Annotated in this window: 12 protein-coding genes; 9 read left to right on the top strand and 3 right to left on the bottom strand. The window is 35.4% G+C overall.

Going from position 1 to position 20,019, the window contains the following annotated elements; translation table 11 throughout:
- Positions 1 to 3: 3 nt before the first annotated feature.
- From ACKTTZ_RS07180 to ACKTTZ_RS07145, 8 genes are all read left to right on the top strand, one after another.
- Positions 4 to 1,992: a type IV secretion system DNA-binding domain-containing protein gene (locus tag ACKTTZ_RS07180; RefSeq protein WP_407848081.1), complete on the top strand. Its 1,989-nt coding sequence runs from the start codon at positions 4 to 6 to the stop codon at positions 1,990 to 1,992.
- A gap of 29 nt (positions 1,993 to 2,021) precedes the next feature.
- Positions 2,022 to 2,858, top strand: coding sequence for a M23 family metallopeptidase (locus ACKTTZ_RS07175; RefSeq protein ID WP_407848079.1), 837 nt, complete (start codon positions 2,022 to 2,024; stop codon positions 2,856 to 2,858).
- A complete protein-coding gene (locus ACKTTZ_RS07170; RefSeq protein WP_407848077.1) occupies positions 2,848 to 4,032 on the top strand; it encodes a hypothetical protein in 1,185 nt (394 codons plus the stop codon). Before ACKTTZ_RS07175 ends, ACKTTZ_RS07170 begins: the two co-directional genes overlap by 11 nt.
- A complete protein-coding gene (locus ACKTTZ_RS07165; RefSeq protein WP_407848075.1) occupies positions 3,986 to 4,657 on the top strand; it encodes a hypothetical protein in 672 nt (223 codons plus the stop codon). Before ACKTTZ_RS07170 ends, ACKTTZ_RS07165 begins: the two co-directional genes overlap by 47 nt.
- 81 nt (positions 4,658 to 4,738) lie before the next feature.
- Positions 4,739 to 6,145: a hypothetical protein gene (locus ACKTTZ_RS07160; protein WP_407848073.1), complete on the top strand. Its 1,407-nt coding sequence runs from the start codon at positions 4,739 to 4,741 to the stop codon at positions 6,143 to 6,145.
- Between the two features lie 5 nt (positions 6,146 to 6,150).
- Entirely contained in the window at positions 6,151 to 6,855 is a 705-nt protein-coding gene (locus tag ACKTTZ_RS07155; protein ID WP_407848071.1) for a hypothetical protein, read from the top strand.
- Between the two features lie 916 nt (positions 6,856 to 7,771).
- Positions 7,772 to 9,418 (top strand): NUMOD4 domain-containing protein, encoded by a 1,647-nt coding sequence (locus ACKTTZ_RS07150; protein WP_407848069.1) that lies wholly within the window; start codon positions 7,772 to 7,774, stop codon positions 9,416 to 9,418.
- 99 nt (positions 9,419 to 9,517) lie between these two features.
- Positions 9,518 to 10,720, top strand: coding sequence for an IS256 family transposase (locus tag ACKTTZ_RS07145; protein ID WP_407846215.1), 1,203 nt, complete (start codon positions 9,518 to 9,520; stop codon positions 10,718 to 10,720).
- Between the two features lie 127 nt (positions 10,721 to 10,847).
- On the opposite strand, the gene ACKTTZ_RS07140 is transcribed toward ACKTTZ_RS07145, so the two are convergent.
- The 3 genes from ACKTTZ_RS07140 to ACKTTZ_RS07130 all read right to left on the bottom strand — a co-directional run bounded on the left by ACKTTZ_RS07140 (position 10,848) and on the right by ACKTTZ_RS07130 (position 14,543).
- Positions 10,848 to 11,816, bottom strand: a complete 969-nt coding sequence (locus tag ACKTTZ_RS07140; RefSeq protein WP_407848067.1) for a hypothetical protein — start codon at positions 11,814 to 11,816, stop codon at positions 10,848 to 10,850.
- Positions 11,817 to 11,902: 86 nt separating this feature from the next.
- Positions 11,903 to 12,157, bottom strand: coding sequence for a hypothetical protein (locus ACKTTZ_RS07135; protein ID WP_407848065.1), 255 nt, complete (start codon positions 12,155 to 12,157; stop codon positions 11,903 to 11,905).
- Between the two features lie 7 nt (positions 12,158 to 12,164).
- Positions 12,165 to 14,543, bottom strand: a complete 2,379-nt coding sequence (locus tag ACKTTZ_RS07130) for a cysteine peptidase family C39 domain-containing protein (protein ID WP_407848063.1) — start codon at positions 14,541 to 14,543, stop codon at positions 12,165 to 12,167.
- A 787-nt stretch (positions 14,544 to 15,330) separates the two neighbouring features.
- On the opposite strand from ACKTTZ_RS07130, the gene ACKTTZ_RS07125 reads away from it, so the two are divergent.
- Positions 15,331 to 20,010: a hypothetical protein gene (locus tag ACKTTZ_RS07125; protein WP_407848061.1), complete on the top strand. Its 4,680-nt coding sequence runs from the start codon at positions 15,331 to 15,333 to the stop codon at positions 20,008 to 20,010.
- Positions 20,011 to 20,019 lie beyond the last annotated feature (9 nt).

The following is a 20,019-nucleotide window of genomic DNA, read 5'->3' as shown; positions in this document are numbered from 1 at the left end:
ATTATGCAGGAAAGTAAAGAACAACAGAAGATTTACGGCTTCTTTCAGAAAGCGGTGTATATGCTGGTATTGATAGAATGTATCATTTTGTTTTTTGGTGGAACCGAAATTCCGATTCTTCCAAAACTATTAAAGTCGTTTGCCAAAATGCCTTTTCTATTCCCGCCACTCCATGCGAAGTTTGCAGAAATTGTACTGATTATCCTGATTGCCATCGGAACAAAACCGAAGAAGAATCAAAATATCAATATTAACCAATCTATTATGCTTCCCATTATTTGCGGGTTACTGATGATGTTTGGATCACTGATGTTTATTGATGACACCTTTAATAAAGAGGCTATTCTTCTTGCTCCGCATTTCAATCTCTATCAGGCGGGATATCTGCTTCTCTCATTTTTAGGAGTGCTGATTACCTTATTGGGAGCGGATAATATCGGCAAGATTATGAAACATAAGCTGGGTAAAGACCGCTGGAACATTGAGGAAGAGAGCTTTAACCAGAATAAAGAGCTGATTAATACTAATTATTCGATCAACATTCCGTACCTGTTCTATTATAACAAACGGATGAACAAAGGCTGGATCAACATCAATCCTTTTAAAGGCACAATCGTAATCGGAGTTCCCGGAAGTGGAAAATCCTTTGGAATTATAGCCCCGGCCATCCGGCAATTGATTCAGAAAGGTTTCTGTCTTTGTATTTATGACTATAAATACCCTGACTTGGGTAAGATTGCCTATTACCATTACCGATTGAAAAAACAGCATGAAAAGGAGTATAACTATGATTTTGCGGTGATTAACCTCAATGAAGTTGAAAAATCCCGGCGTGTGAATCCCTTAAAAAAAGAATACCTTACTACTTTGGCAGAAGCACAGGAAATGGCGGAAGCGATGGTGTCTTCGCTACAAAAAGGAGGCAGTTCAGGGGGCGGAAGCGATCAGTTTTTTACACAATCGGCAATTAATTTTCTCTCTTCCTGCATTGCATTCCTGGCAAAATACGAGAATGGAAAATTTTCTACCCTTCCTCATCTGCTGGCTTTTATGAACCGCAGTTATGAGGAAATATTCAATACGCTATTTACCAATATAGAACTGCATTCACTGCTGTCAACCTTTAAGTCAGCCTATGACAATAAAGCTTTTGATCAGTTGGAAGGGCAAATCGGTACACTGAAGATTTTTTTATCGAGACTTGCAACCAAAGAAAGTTTCTGGGTATTCTCCGGAGATGAAGTGAATTTAAAAATTTCAGATCATAAAAATCCCACTATTATAGTGCTGGCATCCGACCCCAATACCCAGGATATTAACTCGGCGCTTTATTCCACAGTTTTGAATAGGTTACTCAAACAGATCAATTCCAAAGGGAACCTTCCCAGCGGAATTATTGCTGATGAGCTTCCGACCATTTACATCCATAAAATCGACAACCTGATTGCCACAGCCCGGAGCAATAAAGTAGCTGTTTTATTAGGATTGCAGGAGATCCCGCAGTTTAAGCAGTTTTATAAGAAAGAGGTTGCTGATACCATTACCGCTATTATCGGAAATATCCTGAGTGGAAGTGCAAGGGATAAAAGCACACTCGACTGGCTCGAAAAAGTATTCGGAAAGGTGAAGCAAAAATCACAGTCGATGTCGATCAATAACAATCAGACTACAATTTCCATACAGGAGAAAATGGATAACCTTATTCCTGCCGGAAAAATCGCCGGGCTTCGATCCGGGGAAATGGTTGGGATTGTAGCCAAAGACGTGCAGAATGAAACACAGGAATATACAACTTCGGCTATTCATGGGAAGATTAACCTTGATATGGAAGCTATCAAAACCGAAGAGCAGAATTATGTTGACCTTCCGGTGTATTACAGTTTTACAGATGAATCCGGAAACGACAACAAAAATAAAATCCTGATGTCCAATTTTCTGCGTATTAACAAGGAAGTTGAACTTATTATCGGGGAATTCTCGCGCAGTGCGTGATACAATTTTATTAATACCTAAAAAAGTAAATGAAAAAAATAATAATCCTCATTCCTTTATTTCTTTTCTCAAAATTCTATTCACAGTTCAATACGGTTTCCTACAGAGGCAAACTTAACAGCATTGCGGTTGCCCCGCTTTCTGAGAATCGTTTCAGCGGACATTTTCTATCCTACCACATTGAAGGGAAAACAATAAAAAAAAGAAAGGAAGCAAAAGAAGCAGAAAAAAGGAAGAATTCAGAACCTATAGAGACAAAAGAGCCCTTAAAAGAATCTAAAGTTCAATCGGCAGATTTTTCTAAAGGGTTATCACCGGAAGCCGATGATCCGGAAGAGGATCTGCCTTTAAGAAATCATAAAGAAATAGCAGAGAAAAGACTGCGGTATAAAAAGCTGGACCTGATTACTGCCGACAACTATGATTTTAAAGAGGAGCAGGTCGTGTTTATGCCTTTACAGAGAATGATTATCACCTCAAATTATGGGAACCGCTTTCATCCGGTCGATAAAACAGAAAAGTTTCATGCGGGTATTGACCTGCGTGCAAATAGTGACTATGTATTTGCTGTTTTGGATGGTACTGTATCCGATGCCGGCTACAGTGGTGGCGCAGGAAAATATATTAAAATCCGGCACGGTGATTTTGAGACTGTCTATATGCACCTTTCCAGGACATTTTTTTCTGAAGGTGATATCATCTATGCCGGGGATATTATTGCACTGAGTGGTAATACCGGAAAAAGCACCGCACCGCATTTGCATTTTGCTGTCAAGGAAAACGGGAGATATATCAATCCCATTCAATTTTTAAATGATTTAATACAAACCAATAACGCTTTAGCAGACTATAACAATGGAAAATAACACAACATTTCTCACCGACGATTTAAAGAGATTCGGAATCATGACTGAAGACAACCAGTTCTCTAAAAAACTCTCGCAGCAGGAAGTCTACAACTTCCTGAAAGGCGGGGTCCTTATTGCCGAGAATGATCAAAACCGGCTGACCTTTAAAATAGCTGAAGATAAGCTCAGTGTTAATGCTTATAATAAAGACTGGGTCAGTCATAAAGATTTGTCCTCCGCGGAATTAATGGAGGTTTCTTCTAAGAATGCCAACCTTTATAAAGTAATGGCTGATTATGGCACCATAACCCATATCGGGAAGAGCCATTTCAATAATAACCCCGAAAATGAGATTACCCTCTTTGTGGAAGTTGAAAACGAAAGGGGAAAAACGAGGTTTTTTGGTAATAAACTGGAAGAGAGTCTCAAAAACTTTAAGATCGGAGATCGTGTCCAGATTACCCAGACCGGAATCGAGAAAGCTACCCTGCATGCCAATATAGAGGGAGAAATAAAGGAGATTACCAGATACGACAATCTTTTTATCATTCGCCATTTTGATGAAAAAAATAAAGAGTTCCAATCCAGGCTTTTTGAATTAGACACAAAAGACAAAACCATCAAAGATATTGATACCACCAAATATGAGCTGCAAACGGTAAACGGACATACGCTATCGGAAAAACAGCTTCAGCTGCTGCGTAAGGGAAAAGAGGTAAAACTAGATGATGAAACCACAATCCAGCTCAGTCCTAAAGCAGATAATGAAAAGAACCTTTCTGCTTCGGTAAAAGTGTTGCTCATTACTTCCCTTGCTCTGGACGGAGGAATTACATTCCTGATCATTAAAGGTATCCAGAAACTGGCAAAAATGCAGGAAGAAAACCGTAAGCAGCACGAGAGCAAAAAATACCTTACGGAACTTCAAAAGCTTAAAAGCTTTCTTCAATCCAAAGCAGAGCAGTATCCTGATAATAAGCAAATTATTGCTGATTTGAATATTGTTGGAAAGGAAATTTCTAATGTTCAGGGCAAGGTTTCTGAAACTCAGAATCAGGAAAAGAATGATGATACCGTAAGGTTAAAGGTAGGTGATCCTGACCTGTTTGAAGATGCCAATCAGAAGAAAGAAGAGAAAAGGAGAAATGAAGAAGATAGCCGAAAATCAACCTCTTTTTCCAGAGGAAGATAATATTAAGTTTATAGCAATGCAGCTGGATTTAGAGACCCTTCAATTATTCGAGGGGAAGATCAGTGAGGGCGGCAATCTGTATTTTTCCGGAAGTAATGAAAACTCATGGTGTATCGTTTATCGTGATTTTACAAGTATAGAAACAGAGGATTTTTATAAGATCATCAATCCTTTCGGGGATATGCTGATTTACAATATGTATTGCTTCCGGTATATTCAGGAAGCAATACTATTTTTTCAGGTTAAGAAAGAAGGGTATTTTAGAAATTCTCGAATTATTATTTCAGGAATAAAAAGCAATCAATTTATTACATCCTATTTGCATAGGAATTATATCCAAAATAAGCAGAATATTCCCAAACTCCATTTTTTTCATTCCTTAGAAAACTTTGATCTGGTTGCTTTATACCTCGAACTTCTGGATAAAGGAATTACATGCAGAATCGTAAAATATAATAACAAAAATTTTCTAAAAATCCAATATGGGAGCATACAAATCCAACTCGGCTTCGAGCAGATCAGTAAATCCAGGATTTGTTTTCTGTTAGGAATTAACGACCAGAAATACAGTATCCGAAATTATTATTTATCACGGTATATAGCTAGCCAGAGCCTATTGTGGTAAATCATTAATTCCCAAAAGCCATTATACCCGGAAATTACAACAAATAATAATTTATCCAATAATAACCCAAATACAAAACCTATGGAACAAGAACAAATTGAAAAAACACCTGAAAGAATTAAAGAAATTATTTCTGCTCTTTTACCAAAAGAAAAAGATTTGTTATTGCAGTATGCAAAAAAAACAGCTGAAGACCTTGATAATTTTTTTGCTGACAGCTCCACCTGGAAAGAATATGACCAATACGAAAAATTAAAAGCAGGCTATTCACAAGAAGAGATTTTAAAGATTGAAAAAATGGTGGGTGACAATACTTTTACACATTCTGTTAATAAAACAAGTGAAAAAGTACATATTGATAGATTTATAACCCTTATTGAACAAAATTCAGAAATTATGAAAAATAACCTATTTGAAAACAAAAAAGCAGATTTACAGGTAAAAATTGAATTACCGGGGCAGGAAAAACCATTCTTCGATAAAATGTCAACGCCCAATAATCTGGTCACTCAGATTCAAAAAGCAGGACAAAAGCTCGAAGAAAAAGAAAGCCTTAGCATAAATATCAACGGTGCTTCCTTTGAAATTCCGAAAGAAAAAACGGAAAAAGGAAACATTTCCGAGACAGTCCAATCGGAATATGAAAAAGCACAGAAAAATAATACCCAGGCAAAAGAAGCAATCGATAATGATGAAGCAAAACGGACTGAATCCCAACAGAATGAAGCTCCGGCAAAACAGAAAGAAAAAACAAACTTTGGATACCTGAAAGACCAAATCAAATATCTTGGAATGGGTGAAGATCCTGCCATGCATAAAGAGCTGGCAAAAAAGACAGGTTCAGGAGTCAAAGAGTTTTCTATGGTAGTCGCTTCAGATAAAGCTTCTTTTAAAAACAACAAGGTAGAATTTACTCTTAATTTTCAAAAATCTTCTACAAACAATAAAGTTTATCTAAATACTTTTCTGGCTACCCTTAAGAACGAAGAAAAGAATATGGAGCTCACTCATACATTTTCAGCAAATGGCAGAATTACAGCTAAAGAAGCTATTAATCTTTTGGAAGGAAGATCGGTGAAAACAGAAATTAATAGTAAGCATTCTGATGAAAAAGAAGATGCTTTCATAAAGCTTCTGCTGGGCGAAGAAAAAAATGAAAAAGGAAATTTTAAACTTCAGGTATTTAATAAAAATTATGGCATTGATGTGGAAAAAATTATGGCTAAGTCCAAATTGGTTTTTGATGATGAAAAGCATAAAGAGATCACTCAAAAATCATTGGAAAAGGGAAATATTGTTTCAGTAAAGTTCTCGGATCAGAATAATAAAGTGACAGAGGGGAAAGCGATTCTAAATCCCCAGTACAAAATGCTCAATTTGTACGATAGCAAAATGAAGCGGGTCAATTCTAATGAACAAGCCTTTCAAAAGGATAATTCTGAGACAAAGGAAGTGAAAAACCAGCAAAATTATTCGCGTAAAATGTAGCAGCTATGAAAAATTGCTTTTTAATGGTAATCTTTTCCCTTTTCGTTTCCTGCAATAAAGACAGCAAAATCCGGAGTGAAAAGGGAGGTATTGATGTAATTACCAATATTTACTACAATGCTTCTAAGGGGCTGGATGACCATCAGCAGATTATCATTTCAAAAATTAATTATTGGGATAGTGATATTATTGAGCTGGTTCCAAATATTCACCTGCCGGAAATTACAGACAGAGTATATTATATCAGGGATTCAGTGTATTTTGATGTTGGCAATAAAATGGAAGGCAAAGTCCTTGTTTTCAAAGAAAAACAACTTTCTGACATCCGGAAAAATCTATTCAATAAAAAATCGGGTGCTGTTTGGATCAATATTCCGATCTATGGTTATGAAAACAAAAAGAATTTAACAGATACAATTTTGTACAATAGAAAGGCATTTAAACGTTTTCAGATCGCCTCTAAAGAAAATTTCAGCATTTTTTACATCAACAAAACGGACACTATTCTCCCATACTCCCTTAATCCAATTGCTGACCGCGATTATGGAGGCAGGCTTGAGCGTATTGACAGCTATGATAAAAAAAGAGATCTCTTTACCACGGTAATACTTTTGCCAAGAAAAAATCTGGATAAAGAAGCAGAGGAGATTTTTGAATATAATTATGTTGTTGATCGTATTTACGGAAAAAATCAAAAAAATGAAAAATAATCCAGGCCATATTTCCTTAGACTATTAATAATTCAATCACAAATAACGGAAAGATACAGGGATATTGGTGTAAGTTAGGTTTTCGTTTTCAAATGTTTCCTTTGTAATATTTCGATTTTCAAAAACTTGCGATTAGATTTACCTATTATAAATCCCAGACTATTAAGCCTGGGATTTTTATTTTCTACCAATAAGTAAGCAATATGGTCAAGAAGTTTTGAAAATTGTATTGTTGTATTTTCGGAGTTGTATTAGAAATTTCAATCTTAATAATTTCCCCATCAACGAGATTAAACAGCTGCTCATTTATTAACAAATACGTTTCATCTCCCTGTACAAATAGATCAAAATGAATAGATGCATTTACAAAGAAAACGGAACCATTGATAAGAGTAACCTCTCCCATTTTAAAAGGAGTGTTAACTTTAATTTTGACCTTCTTATTTTTTTTACCCTTTGTCAATAGGGCAAATGAAAACATAAACCTCTTGGAAGACTTTCTGCTTTTTCCTCTTAGTAGAAAATAAAAGATCTTTCCTTTTCTAATTTGATTAAGGGTAATAAAACCGGTAGCAAGATCTATTTTTAGACCTTTTTTTTAATTGAATTATCAATCATAATTTAAAATATTTTAAGTTATTGGATTCTCATTACAGAATTGATAATCAATGTGTTTTTATGGGAGATTGTACTGCAATTCCGAGGTGCAATTTAGGGGTATGGGTATTGGAATGAAAGCTGTTATTGGTGCTTTTCAGGAATAAACACGTTCTAATTCGGGAATTAATACTATTAAAAATTTTAAATTAAACGAGTGTAATCTGAGCCAAAACGAGAATATCTTTGATCTTATAAAATTTCGTTAAATTAGATATTGAGTTATATCAAAGTAATTTACAATAGAAATTTTTGACTTATGAAACTACCTACTGAATTAGGAGATGAATATGTAAACACAGTCCTTTCCAATCATTCTCTGGAAGATCTTCCAGGTGAAGAATGGAAGTTGATAGAAGATTTTGAGAATTATGCTATTTCTAATTATGGTAGAATAAAAAGTTTGGAGCGGTGGGTTTCAGCTCCCAATGGAGGAGAGCAGAAAATATTGGATAGGATTATGAAACCACAAGCTTTTAGATATTTTAATAAACATTTAAAGGCTCATTTTTTTAATGTGAGATGTAACCTTTCTGTTGAAGGAAGAGTATATGGAAAGTCGGTAGCCCGTTTAGTCTATTATCATTTTGTTGAAAAATTTGATATGGATGATCTTGCATTTCGCATGTCTTTTAAAGATGAAAATAGGTTTAATGTACATTTTAGTAATTTGGAAAGGGCAACTGCCAATGAGATACGGAGTAAAGCACTGAACACAGGTAGAGGGAAGAAGGGGAATTATCAGCAGGCAGTGAGCCAATATACGGTTGATGGTGTTTTTGTGGGCAGTTATGATAATATTTATGTGGCAAGTAAAACTTTAGGAATCCATCACACTCATATTCTATCCGTTATCAACAAAAAAAGGACTACTGCGGGAACATTCCGCTGGTTTGTAAAAGGCTACACACCTATTAAAGAAGATTTTATCCCTGAAACTAAAAGTAAACCGGAAAAAGCACTCAATACAAGTCTTTGGAAAAGGCTCGGGCAACCACCAATTGATGAGAGCAATCCGCCTGCCTGTATGAATTTGTCGCTGCAAGATCTTCCTGGTGAAAAATGGAAACCGATTCCTGATCTCGAAGGGTATTTTGCCATCTCCAACAAAGGAAGAATAAAACGGCTAAACAGCTGGACGGAGAATAGAAACAAAACTTTTTGGAAAGAGCATATCATATCACTTTTTGTACTAAAGCCTGATAATAAACCGTATTATTTTTATACTAAATTAAGCTGTAAGGGACGAAATTATCATATAGCAATTACCCGACTGCTTTATTATTGTTTTGTCGAAGAATTTGATCTTACAGACAAAGATTTGAGGATTGTAAACGAAAGTGATTCACAGTTGAATATAGATATTTCGAAACTCACCTTACAATCTGTTAATGATATACTTAAAGAAAGAAATAAAACTTATGCGACTACGGTAAGAACAATAATTAATTCAAAAAAAGTATTTAATGATTCTCTCTGGGAAAAGCTGGGTAAACCTCGTATCAATAAGAAGAATCCACCCGCGATTTTGGATTTATCCTTAAGTAACCGACCGGATGAGAACTGGAAGCCATTACCTGGTTTCGATGGTAAATATGTTATCTCCAATAAAGGAAGAGTAAAACGATTGAGTGGATGGGGAGTAGGTAATCATTTCTATGGAGAGGAGCAGATTATCTCTCTCAACTTAAAGAAATCTGAATCCCCATTTCTTTATTTTTATCTTCATAAGAAGGAAGATGTAAATCCCAAAAGGCTTTTACGGTTGCTTTACTATTGTTTTGTTGAAGAATTTGATCTGAATAACAGAATACTGCGGGTAATTAATGAAAACCAGCGGCTATGGGAGATAGATCTGTCAAAGCTATCACTACGTTCTATGGTTGATTCGGTAGTATCTCACTAACTGTGTAAGTTAAAAAGTTATTCTGGAAAATTTTGAGCCCTTATAGCTCAAAAAATTTTACGGAAATAACTTTTTATTATTTTTAACCATTACATAGTTATGATGGACAAAGAAGAATTATTAAACAACAAGGATTTTTACAAGTCCTTTAAAAATGGAGAAGACTTAACTTCTTTCTTCAAAGAAATGCACAAGCGAGCTATAGAGCATATGCTTGATGCAGAATTGGACTCTCATTTGGATAATGATAAACATCAGAAATCTGCCACTGGAAATTACCGTAACGGTCACGGGACTAAAAAGATAAAATCCTCATTTGGCGAATCTGAAATTAAAGTTCCCAGAGATAGAGGAGGTAGTTTTGAACCAGCATTGGTTCCAAAGAGACATAATATTATCGATGGTTTGGAGAATATTATCATATCATTTTATGCTAAGGGAATGAGTGTGAGTGATATTGAAGAACAAATTAAAGAAATGTATGATTTTGATGTTTCTACCTCTACCATCTCACGAATCACCAATGCGGTTGCCAGTGAAGTTGTTAGCTGGCAGAACCGCCCGCTTGAAGATTTGTATCTCATTGTCTGGATGGATGGGATTGTTTTCAAGGTAAGGGAAAATTCCAAAGTCATTAATAAAACCGTTTATCTGGCTGTTGGATTAAACCGTGACGGGAGAAAGGAGGTCTTGGGAATGTGGCTTGGAAAAAATGAAAGTTCAGCCTTCTGGATGAGTGTTCTCACGGATTTAAAAGCCCGTGGTGTGGAGGATATTCTCATCACTGCTACCGATAACTTAAACGGATTTACCCAAACAATCCGTTCCGTCTTTCCTGAATCTCAAACCCAAATTTGCGTTGTCCATCAAATAAGAAATGCCTGCAAATATGTGGTCTGGAGGGACAGAAAAGAATTTTCTGCCGATATGAAGCATATTTACACCGCTCCAACAAAACAAGCGGCTCAAGCAGCTCTCAATGATTTTGCAGATAAATGGGAAAGCAAATATTCTTATGCTATACAATCCTGGCGAAACAATTGGGATGAACTCACTGTATTTTTTGAATTTCCTCTCGAGATACGAAAAATCATTTACACCACAAATTTAATTGAAAATCTCAACGGCAAAATCAGAAAATACACCAAAAATAAAATGTCTTTTCCTACTGATGATGCGGTAATGAAATCAGTTTATTTGGCATTAAAAGAAGCTACTAAAAAATGGACAATGCCTATACAGAATTGGGGTATTGTCCTCAACCAATTTATGCTTATTTTTGAGAAAAGGCTCAGATTATAAAATCTAAGCCCTGACTTTTTAACTTACACACTTTACGGGATAGTGTCGTTGATTCCTTCAAAAATAAATATAAAAAATAAATATCCTGAACCTTTTTGAACAGGCTTTGGAATCTTAAACAATGCTTCTATCTTTCATCGTTCTTAGTTTGATTAAAAGTAATCATTTCCAGTTTGTCTATATCTGCTATATAGGAATCAATAGAAAAACATGTAATTTTTCCCTCATCTTCATACATATACCAAGTGGTTTCACTACCATATGGATTAAAGATAATAATTCCTTCCCAGTTTTCCCATTGTCCAAATGATTTATGCTTTAGATTACCATTTATTATCCTAGTTGCAAGCCTTATTAATGTAGTATTTTCTTTTGTCTCAAAAGTTAAAATTAGTTTATAGGCGTTATTATTTTCTGCGACATATGTTTTTTTGTATTGTTTATCAGGAAAGGATTCAGAATTGTCTATTCTTTTTAGGTGGTTTCTACCTCCGTTCTGCACCCCATTTGTCAATATTTTTTCATTTTCAAATTTCAGATACTCTTTTATGGAAGAAAACCCAATATGCATATTTTCTAAAATCCTAAATGACATTAGGGACCCCGATTTTGAATAAATTAAACTAACATTAATAAGCACTAAGTTGTTGTTGTTTTGAGTATTAGAAACCAAAACTTTTACTGGAATAAAGATTTCTTGGTTGGGATCACTTTTATCAATTGTGTTTCTGTTTTCTTCTATTAAAATTTCTTTCACAAAAGAATGCTTCCAGTCAATCTTAATTTTTTTGTTATCAACCGTAAATATTTTTTTGCAATTAAGAAAATTTCTTACAATATTATCGCCATACATTGCATTATTGTACTTATAATCCGAGCTGTCAGACATTCTCTTATATCGTAATGTATCACCATTTTTCAAATAGCCCTCCAGCAATTGCCTGTAGCTTTGATGTTTTTTAAAAAATGAAATTAAATTATCATTTTTTAAAAAATTAGTGATTTCTTTTATATCTTTCTCTACAGTTTGCTTATTTTGTGAAAAAGAGATGGTATGTATCGCAACGGTTAGAATTAAACAAACAAAATATTTCATAGTTAGCTGTTATTATATAAATGATGATAAATGAACCACTTTTTACTATACTTCAAAAATGGTTCAGTTTAGAAATATTAAGTTAGTTATTCTTCAATTGGAAAAACCTGTCTTACAAACTTAAGAAGTTCTTCAATGGCCTTAAACTCTTTTTCAACAGGAACTTGTCCAGTGAAATAGTTTACATTCATTTTATTACCATTTTTCTCTATTCTAAATATTGAATCTAGCTTGAAATTTCCATTTTCTGGAATGCCAACTGTTAATGAATTAATAAGATTATGAAACTGAGTAGCATAACCTAATTCTTCTAGTTTTTCTGAAATCTCTTTATAGTCCATAATTAATTTATTTTACTTTATATTTATTTGCCCCTGCTTTTACCCAAGAATAGACAAAATCATCTAAATTTACAATAGCCTCTACACCATTTCCTTTACCTATTCCTTCAATAGGCCATGGATCTCTAATGTAAACTTTATTCTCAATAATTTTATCTACAATAACAGCGTGCTTTTGACCATTTAATGGATGAATAGATGCTAGCCAGCTTCCTTCTTTAGAAATGTCTTTTAAAATATCAGGTATTGCTTCATCTGTATTTCTAAAATAAGAGAGAGCTTCAATATTCTTACCTTTGAAAACATCCTCTAAAGCCAAGACCATTCCTAAATCAGTTGTTCCTAATTCTTCCGTAGTACCTGCTAGTTTTCTTATTGTTGCTTCTGTCATTTCTATTCCATGATCTTTAGCTAATTGTCTGATACATGCAGCAGCACAAGACATACTATGCTCCTGGGCAATCATGTTTCTGGAAAGAACTTCAAGATACTTTAAAATTCCACCTGTTCCAGTTCCTAGTCTAGGTTTAAGAATCTTATTCCAGAAAGCATTGATCTCTTTATAGTCTCCTTTGAATATAGGTTTTTCCTTCCATTTCAGCAGATAACCATCTGCTTTAGCTAGGATTTCAATTCCTAGTTTTTTAAAGCCTATTCTGGCACTAGCAAGAATATAGTAGATGCTTTGGGCTTTTTTTCCTTTTAATACAATTTCTTCAATTTCCTCTACTGTCATGGCTAAATCCTCAGCCTTGGCACCATTCTTGGCACCTTGTAATAATTCTTCAACAAACTTGATGAATCCTTTAAATCCCTTAGCACAAGCTTTCCCAAATCTAACAATAAATCTTGAAAGAAAAGCCAGTAAATCTGTAATTCCTAATGTGGCTACAGAAACAGTTTCCCTTGCCAGAACCTTTAATAAATTTGCTGCTTTCTGGACATAAGTAGCTCCTTTTACCACATTCCCTGCACCCTCTGTAAAGATAAGTAACAGGATATTAATCAGTAATTCAAAGGCAAAAATACCAACATAAAAAGCCACAGTATAGCGAGAAATATCACCAAAATACTCCTTCATTTTATCAAATATCCCTTCCATGTCAGACTTTGAAATACTTCCACTTGCTTTAAAAAGATCTTTAACTCCTTGTAAGAATTTAGGGACATGCTCTGTCACCCAGTCTATTACATCTTCTGCCTTTTCCATTAAATCTCTTCTTTCAAGATACTGCTGATAAGAAAAAGTAGTTGTAGGCTGTAAAAGGAATTCTAAAATGTAAAGTAAGCATTGGATAAGACTGATAAGCCCACTGTTAACACCGCAATAGAAGGCATTAGCTAATTTAAGAACCTCTACCCCTTGTTTTACCAATTCACTAAGATCATCTGTTACATTGGTAAGAAAGGATCTAATATCATTAATGACTCCGGTAATTTTATTGATCAGCTTTTTAAATGCATCAGGAAGATGGTCTACAGAAGCATCTTTAACCTTACTTGCTGCCTGTTTTACCATAGCCCACACTTTTGAAAAAGCAACTTCAGCTCCCTGAACAAAAGGATTATCTCCCAAGTTCTCAAAGAACTGTGCAGCTTTATTCATATTAACAGGAACTGTAACACCTCCTATGATAGGAATTAATGGAGAATAATCTTTAGCCAGAGAATTGTAATTTTTTTCTGTAGGCTTAAAAACTTCCAGCTTTTCAGCACACCACCCAATGGCATTAGCAGGAATAGATGAGATATTTCCAATAATCTCTTCAAATCTTCTGTCACCTGTGTAAAACTGATACTCCCTCATTAAAGCCTGATGAACAAGAGTTGCATCAATCTTATCTTTCTCAAAAGTATAAGCTAACTGAGCTAAATAAGCAGCTTCATCTTCCATAGAAGTGATATTCCTGAAAAACTGACCATTAATACTGGAAGGTAATGGCTCTGGAAACCTTTTAAATAGCTGTACGAAGTAATCTCCCATCTTGGCAATATAGAAGTCACCTGAGAAGTTAGATTTGTTAGGATTGGGCTTCTCATAGAACAGAAATAAAGCCTGTTTCTTTCTTGCATTGGACTGATAGCTTCCATATACCTGTGAACCCGTTTCACAAGGTAATACTTCTGAATAATATTCATATCCCTTTTCTCCTTTCTCATTTACCCCTGTTGAAGCAAATACGGATATAGGATTATCTGTCAGATAGGAATAACCTAAAGGTGTATTTCTGTAATCATGGAACGGGCTTCTGTAATCAGGAGAGTTGTCTTTGTTGATAATTGTGTTGGCAAAAGCATTGTTTCCTGTAAATCCTTGATTTACCTCTTCAAAAGAGAGTATTTTAAACTGTGATAAATCACCAAATTCGTCATCAAATTCTTCCATAAGCTGTGTTTTAGCAATTAATATTTTGTTTTAATGTTTCTAAAGCAAAGCTAATCCTCACCCACGCCAAAACTTGACGTGTTTAATTCTTTTTAAAAAATTCAATTTTTATTGGACTATCCGATAACCATAATATAAAGGAATATTTTTTTTCTTAGGCTTAGGTAAATCCTCTTGCCTAAGAAAAAAAATAATTACTTGATAATTTTAGGATTTTTTTAAAACATGATTGTGATTTAAATATATAGTTTTACATATATAAATTTCAAAATAAATGAATCACGGAAATTCTCAAGTTTAATCATTTTTACCCTTCGATTATTTTATCATTTTATACTTTATGTCAACTCATCGGGAAAAGAATTTTTCCAAAGCCCGTTTTCAGTGAAATTATTTTTATCTTTGCATAAACATTTAATAATGAATTATATGTAATAAATAAGACCAAGCAAACTTGGTGGTAGCCCGTAGTGATAATAGGTGCAGATAGTGATTAGTACTTACTTCAAAGTTCCCATAAGGAGTGGTATATGATCAGTATCCGTTAAATTACGGTATAAATATGGGGAAAATACCTATGCCATAACCAGCTGTTTTACTTATTATTACCAACTCAATTAAAGTTTTTTCAAGAATTAATAATGGTATCATCATTGGCGTTGTTGGTCAATCATAGGGCATAAAATAACAATAGTTACGAATGATTTTCTGTTAATAATGCTTGAAATCTTTCACATTGTTGTTTGTGTAAAAAAACATATGATTTTGTAAAAAATAATACAATTTGATGAAGAATATTTATTTTCTTTTAATACTTTCCGTATATATGCTTATGGGTTGCAATAATGCTTTTGCTGCCCATAAAGATTCACTTCAGTATAATATAAAGGATAAGAGCCGTTTTTCTATTCCGGAACTTTATTCCGATCATTTTATAAATAATTCGGATAACGATCCTGAGACCGATGCTGAGATAGGTAAAGCGATTGGAGCTTTCAATACACTTGAAGCCAATGGCCATTTTACCAATACCATAAATCCGAATGATCTTACGGAATTACCGATTGGGCTTAGAGAAAATATATCCAACGTAGAATACGGAATCGTTGTTACCAAAGCCAAATTCACTCCTGAGTATGCTTTAATTAATGTATATGCCCGTGTAGTAACTCCACAGCAAGGGGCAGAAGGTGGAAAAAAAACGCTGTTTTTTGGGGCGGAAGATGTTAAGCTTTCTTATAATGGAAAGATTATAGGAGATGCCAAGCTATCCTTGCTTGGCGATATCAATATGCCCTTCAACCAAAATCAATGGATGCTTACCCTTGAAGGAGGACGGATTAATAAGCTTAACGGAGGAAGCGTCAACGACAATACGTACGTAATCATTGATTGTGACGGCATAAAAGAGTTATCCTTAAAAGGAAATGTCCAAATATCCAGAAATGTTTTGGTTCCTTTGGACAGCAATGGAAGTGTTTTACCTGAGTTTGGCAGTAACGGACAAACTAACCGGGTTCGTGGAGATTTTGCATTTAAAGCCACAGACTGGAATGATATTTTGGTAAAAGTAAGTATTACACCATTTGCCATTACCTCTCAAATTAAAAATCAGGATAAAGGGTATTTTTCATTCTTTGTAAATAATGCTGTTTTGGATTTGAGTGATTTACGGACTGATCCAAGTGTGATGTTCCCCCAGTATTATAATACGCACGGATATTTAATAGGAGGTACGGAATCATGGCGGGGACTGTATGTTCAGACTTTAAATATAGGACTGCCCCAGGAATTTAAAACAGAAGACCATATTGACAGCAGGGTTTCTTTTGAAGCGAATAATCTTCTGATCGATTCTTATGGTGTATCAGGAAATTTTACGGCCAATAATTTATTCCCCATTGACAGAGGAGTAACCAATAAAGAAAACGCATGGAGATATTCTCTGGATAAAATTGGAATTGATTTAGCTGCCTCTAAAATTGTAGGAGCAAACCTGGAAGGAACAGTTCAGCTTCCTATTCAGAAGAATAACGACAATCAGAATAATACGATTCCAAAGTATTTAGGATATCGTGGTATGATAACAGAAGAAGAGTATTTAATTTCTGTTACGACATTTGATGATATTAACTTTGATATCTGGAGTGCCAAGGCAACTATTGCCGCAGGCTCAACAATAGAAATGCGTGTTAAAAACCGCGAGTTTTTACCCAAAGCTATTCTTAATGGGAGTCTTGCTATCGGAGCGAATGCTTCCGCTGATGACAATGATCCCAATGAAAAGAAAGATGCTGATTTTAAAGGGGTAAAGTTTCAGGGTTTGACCATTCAAACAAAAGCGCCTTACATCACAGCACAGTATTTTGGTGTTGAGGGTGAGCAAAAATTAGCCAATTTTCCGGCAAGTATCAGCGATATTGTTGTTATAGCTGATGGCTCACAGGCTAGCTTAGGCTTTTCTGTAACTGTTGGTCTGCAGGAAGAACGTTTTTCCGCTACGGGTGGAATGATGATAAGAGGTCTTATTACTAACGAAAATAATAAGCAAAGATGGAAATACGATGGTTTTAATTTAACCAAACTAGGACTTAGGAATGTCGATATCGGTGTAGCAATTGTTTCCGGTGAATTTCAGATTATGCGTAAAGACCCCTTGTACGGTAATGGCTTTACAGCACATCTTAATGCCAAGCTAAATGGATTAAAAGGAATCGAGGTTGATGTCAATGCTGCTTATGGATTTAGTACTTTCCGTTATTGGGGCTTCGAAGGTTCGGTTAAAGGGCTAAAGATTCAGGCAACAGCTTTAACGATTACAGGATTTACAGGCGGGGCATTTTACCATATGATTCCGGATAGAGATATGTCTTTAAATCCCGCATATGCCAATAAAGCATTGGTTTTAAAGCCGGATAATACAGTCGGATTGGCACTAAGAGCTGGAATTTATGGTTCAGTAGCCAGTGACAAAGCAGTGAGTATTATGGCCGGTTTTAACATTTCCACGAATCCGAATGGTGGTTTGGCTAATATCGGATTTATTGGAGAAGCTGTTGTGATGGCTGATATATCCAAATTAGTTCCCGGTGATCCTTTAGCAGGAGTAAAAGATAAGTTTAAAGAAATGACTGGAAATTCAAAATTCCTGAATGAACTTAAAAATAACAGTCATGTAAATTCTTTCCTTGATACAAAAACTGTTGACGAGCAATATCCGGTAACTGAAAAAGTTGATGGTGCGATCTATGCCAAGCTCGCTATGAATTACGATTTCAACAATAGCGTTTTTCATGCAAGCCTTGATGTTTTTGTAGATATTGCTCACGGAATTATTAAAGGTATCGGTCCCAATGGAAGGGCTGGTTGGGCTGTGATTCACGTTGCGCCTGATGAGTGGTATATGCACATCGGGACACCTACCGATATGATTGGATTAAAAGTTGGTCTGGGAAGTTTCTATCTTCAGTCCGGAAGTTATTTTATGGTAGGAACCCGTATTCCGGGAAGTCCGCCACCGCCGCCTGAAGTTGCTGAAATTTTAGGACTTCAGCTGAATGACCTGGATTATATGAGCAGCCTGAATGCTTTAGGAGACGGAAAAGGATTTGCATTTGGAACCCACCTGAAGTTTGATACCGGAGATATGACTGCTTTATTCCTTTACGCCCGTTTCCAGGCAGGTTTAGGAACAGATATTATGCTGAAAAACTATGGTGAGGCAAAATGTTCTAACCGTGGTGGAGAGCAGATCGGTATTAATGGATGGTATGCCAACGGACAGGCTTATGTTTATTTGCAGGGTGAGCTTGGAATTAAGATAAAACTTTGGTTCATCAAAAAGAAAATTCCTATTATCAAAGCCGGAGTTGCTTCTTTATTACAGGCAAAAGGACCAAATCCTTATTGGGTGAGAGGATACCTTGGAGGATATTATAATCTGCTTGGAGGTATGATCAAAGGAAGATTCAGATTCAAGATGGAATTTGGAGAAGAATGTGTACTGGAAAACTCATCCGTTCTTGGAGGGATGAAAATCATTTCTGACCTTACTCCTAAAAAAGATGAAACCGATGTAGACGTATTTGCTATTCCGCAGGCAACCTTTGCTGTACGGGTTAATGAGCCTATTGTCATTCCTGAGGACGATGGCGATCATACGTATAAAGTAGTGGTTGATAAAATGACCATCATCGATGACCAAGGTAAAGAAATTAAAGGAGTCATAGAATATGCTAATTCTAAGGATGTAGCCAATTTTGTTTCCGAAGATATTCTTCCTCCAAACAAAACCCTGAAAGCAATTGCGCAGGTAAGCTTTATGGAGAAAAAGAACGGAATGTATGAAGTGGTGATGGCAGACGGCCAAAAAGCAATTGAGATCGAAGAAAGAATCTTTACCACTGGATCAGCACCAAATGTTATTCCTTTAAGTAATATCAAATATGCCTATCCGGTTCCTGAACAGGAAAATTATTACACCGGAGAAGCCAATACCGGTTATATAAAACTGAAGCGTGGACAGGATTATTTATTTGATGATCCTAACTGGAACACCGTAACCGCTTTTGCTGCTGAATCGCCAACTGAAAGTAATTTCTCTTATAATACCAATGATAATACGGTCAACTTCAATACCCCTAATCTCGGTAAACAGAAAGACTACACATTTGCGTTAATTGCTAAAAATAAAAACGGAAATACTACTTCAACAGGAAATGATACGGTTGAAGAGACGGTAAAAACAGAAGAAAATACAGACGACTCTGCTGTATCCGTAACGACGGAAGTGAAGAAAGCGCAAAGTCTTTCCAAAGATGGAGAGATCGAAAGGCTGGCTTTTACTTTCAGAACAAGTAAGTACAATACATTTGAGAACAAGCTGTCTTCATTGAATTTTAATCCGTTGTGGATCAAGCTAAGTTCTGATGTGGTTACCCTTCAGAATAACATGAATGCTGATGAATACTTTGATGCCACTGAAATTTCCGGCTCGAAATATACAGATAATAAGCCTCTTATTGACCTTACAGCATTAATGGATGATTCCTTTGCTAATAAGTTTAAAGGATTGATTTACAACAATTATCCGATTGATGAGCTAACATTAAACAGAGCTGAAAGTGAAGATGATTTTGCCGGAATTCCACCGGTAAAAGCGTTCCCTGTCTTTACTTCATATATGCAGTATTTAGGAAGCGATAAAGGAAACGGATTCTTAAAACAGACGTTCCCATTCAAATATGATTTATTCAGCTATTATAAGTCCGACTGGTATGAGCTGATTTCAAAAGCTGCATCTAAATATGTAGGGTCTCCGGCTAACGTAAGACCAGCCGTGATTAATGCCTTGCTGGAATCAACCTATGGGATTATCCCTGAAACCAGATACAATGTGAAAGCTAAATATACTCTTCCGGGGAATAAGCAGGGAACAGAAAAACAGATTAACTATGAATTTAAATAAGTAAATAAA

Source organism: Chryseobacterium sp. KCF3-3, from assembly GCF_045865955.1.
Taxonomy (GTDB): Bacteria; Bacteroidota; Bacteroidia; order Flavobacteriales; family Weeksellaceae; genus Chryseobacterium.
This window is presented reverse-complemented; position numbering and strand designations above follow the sequence as displayed.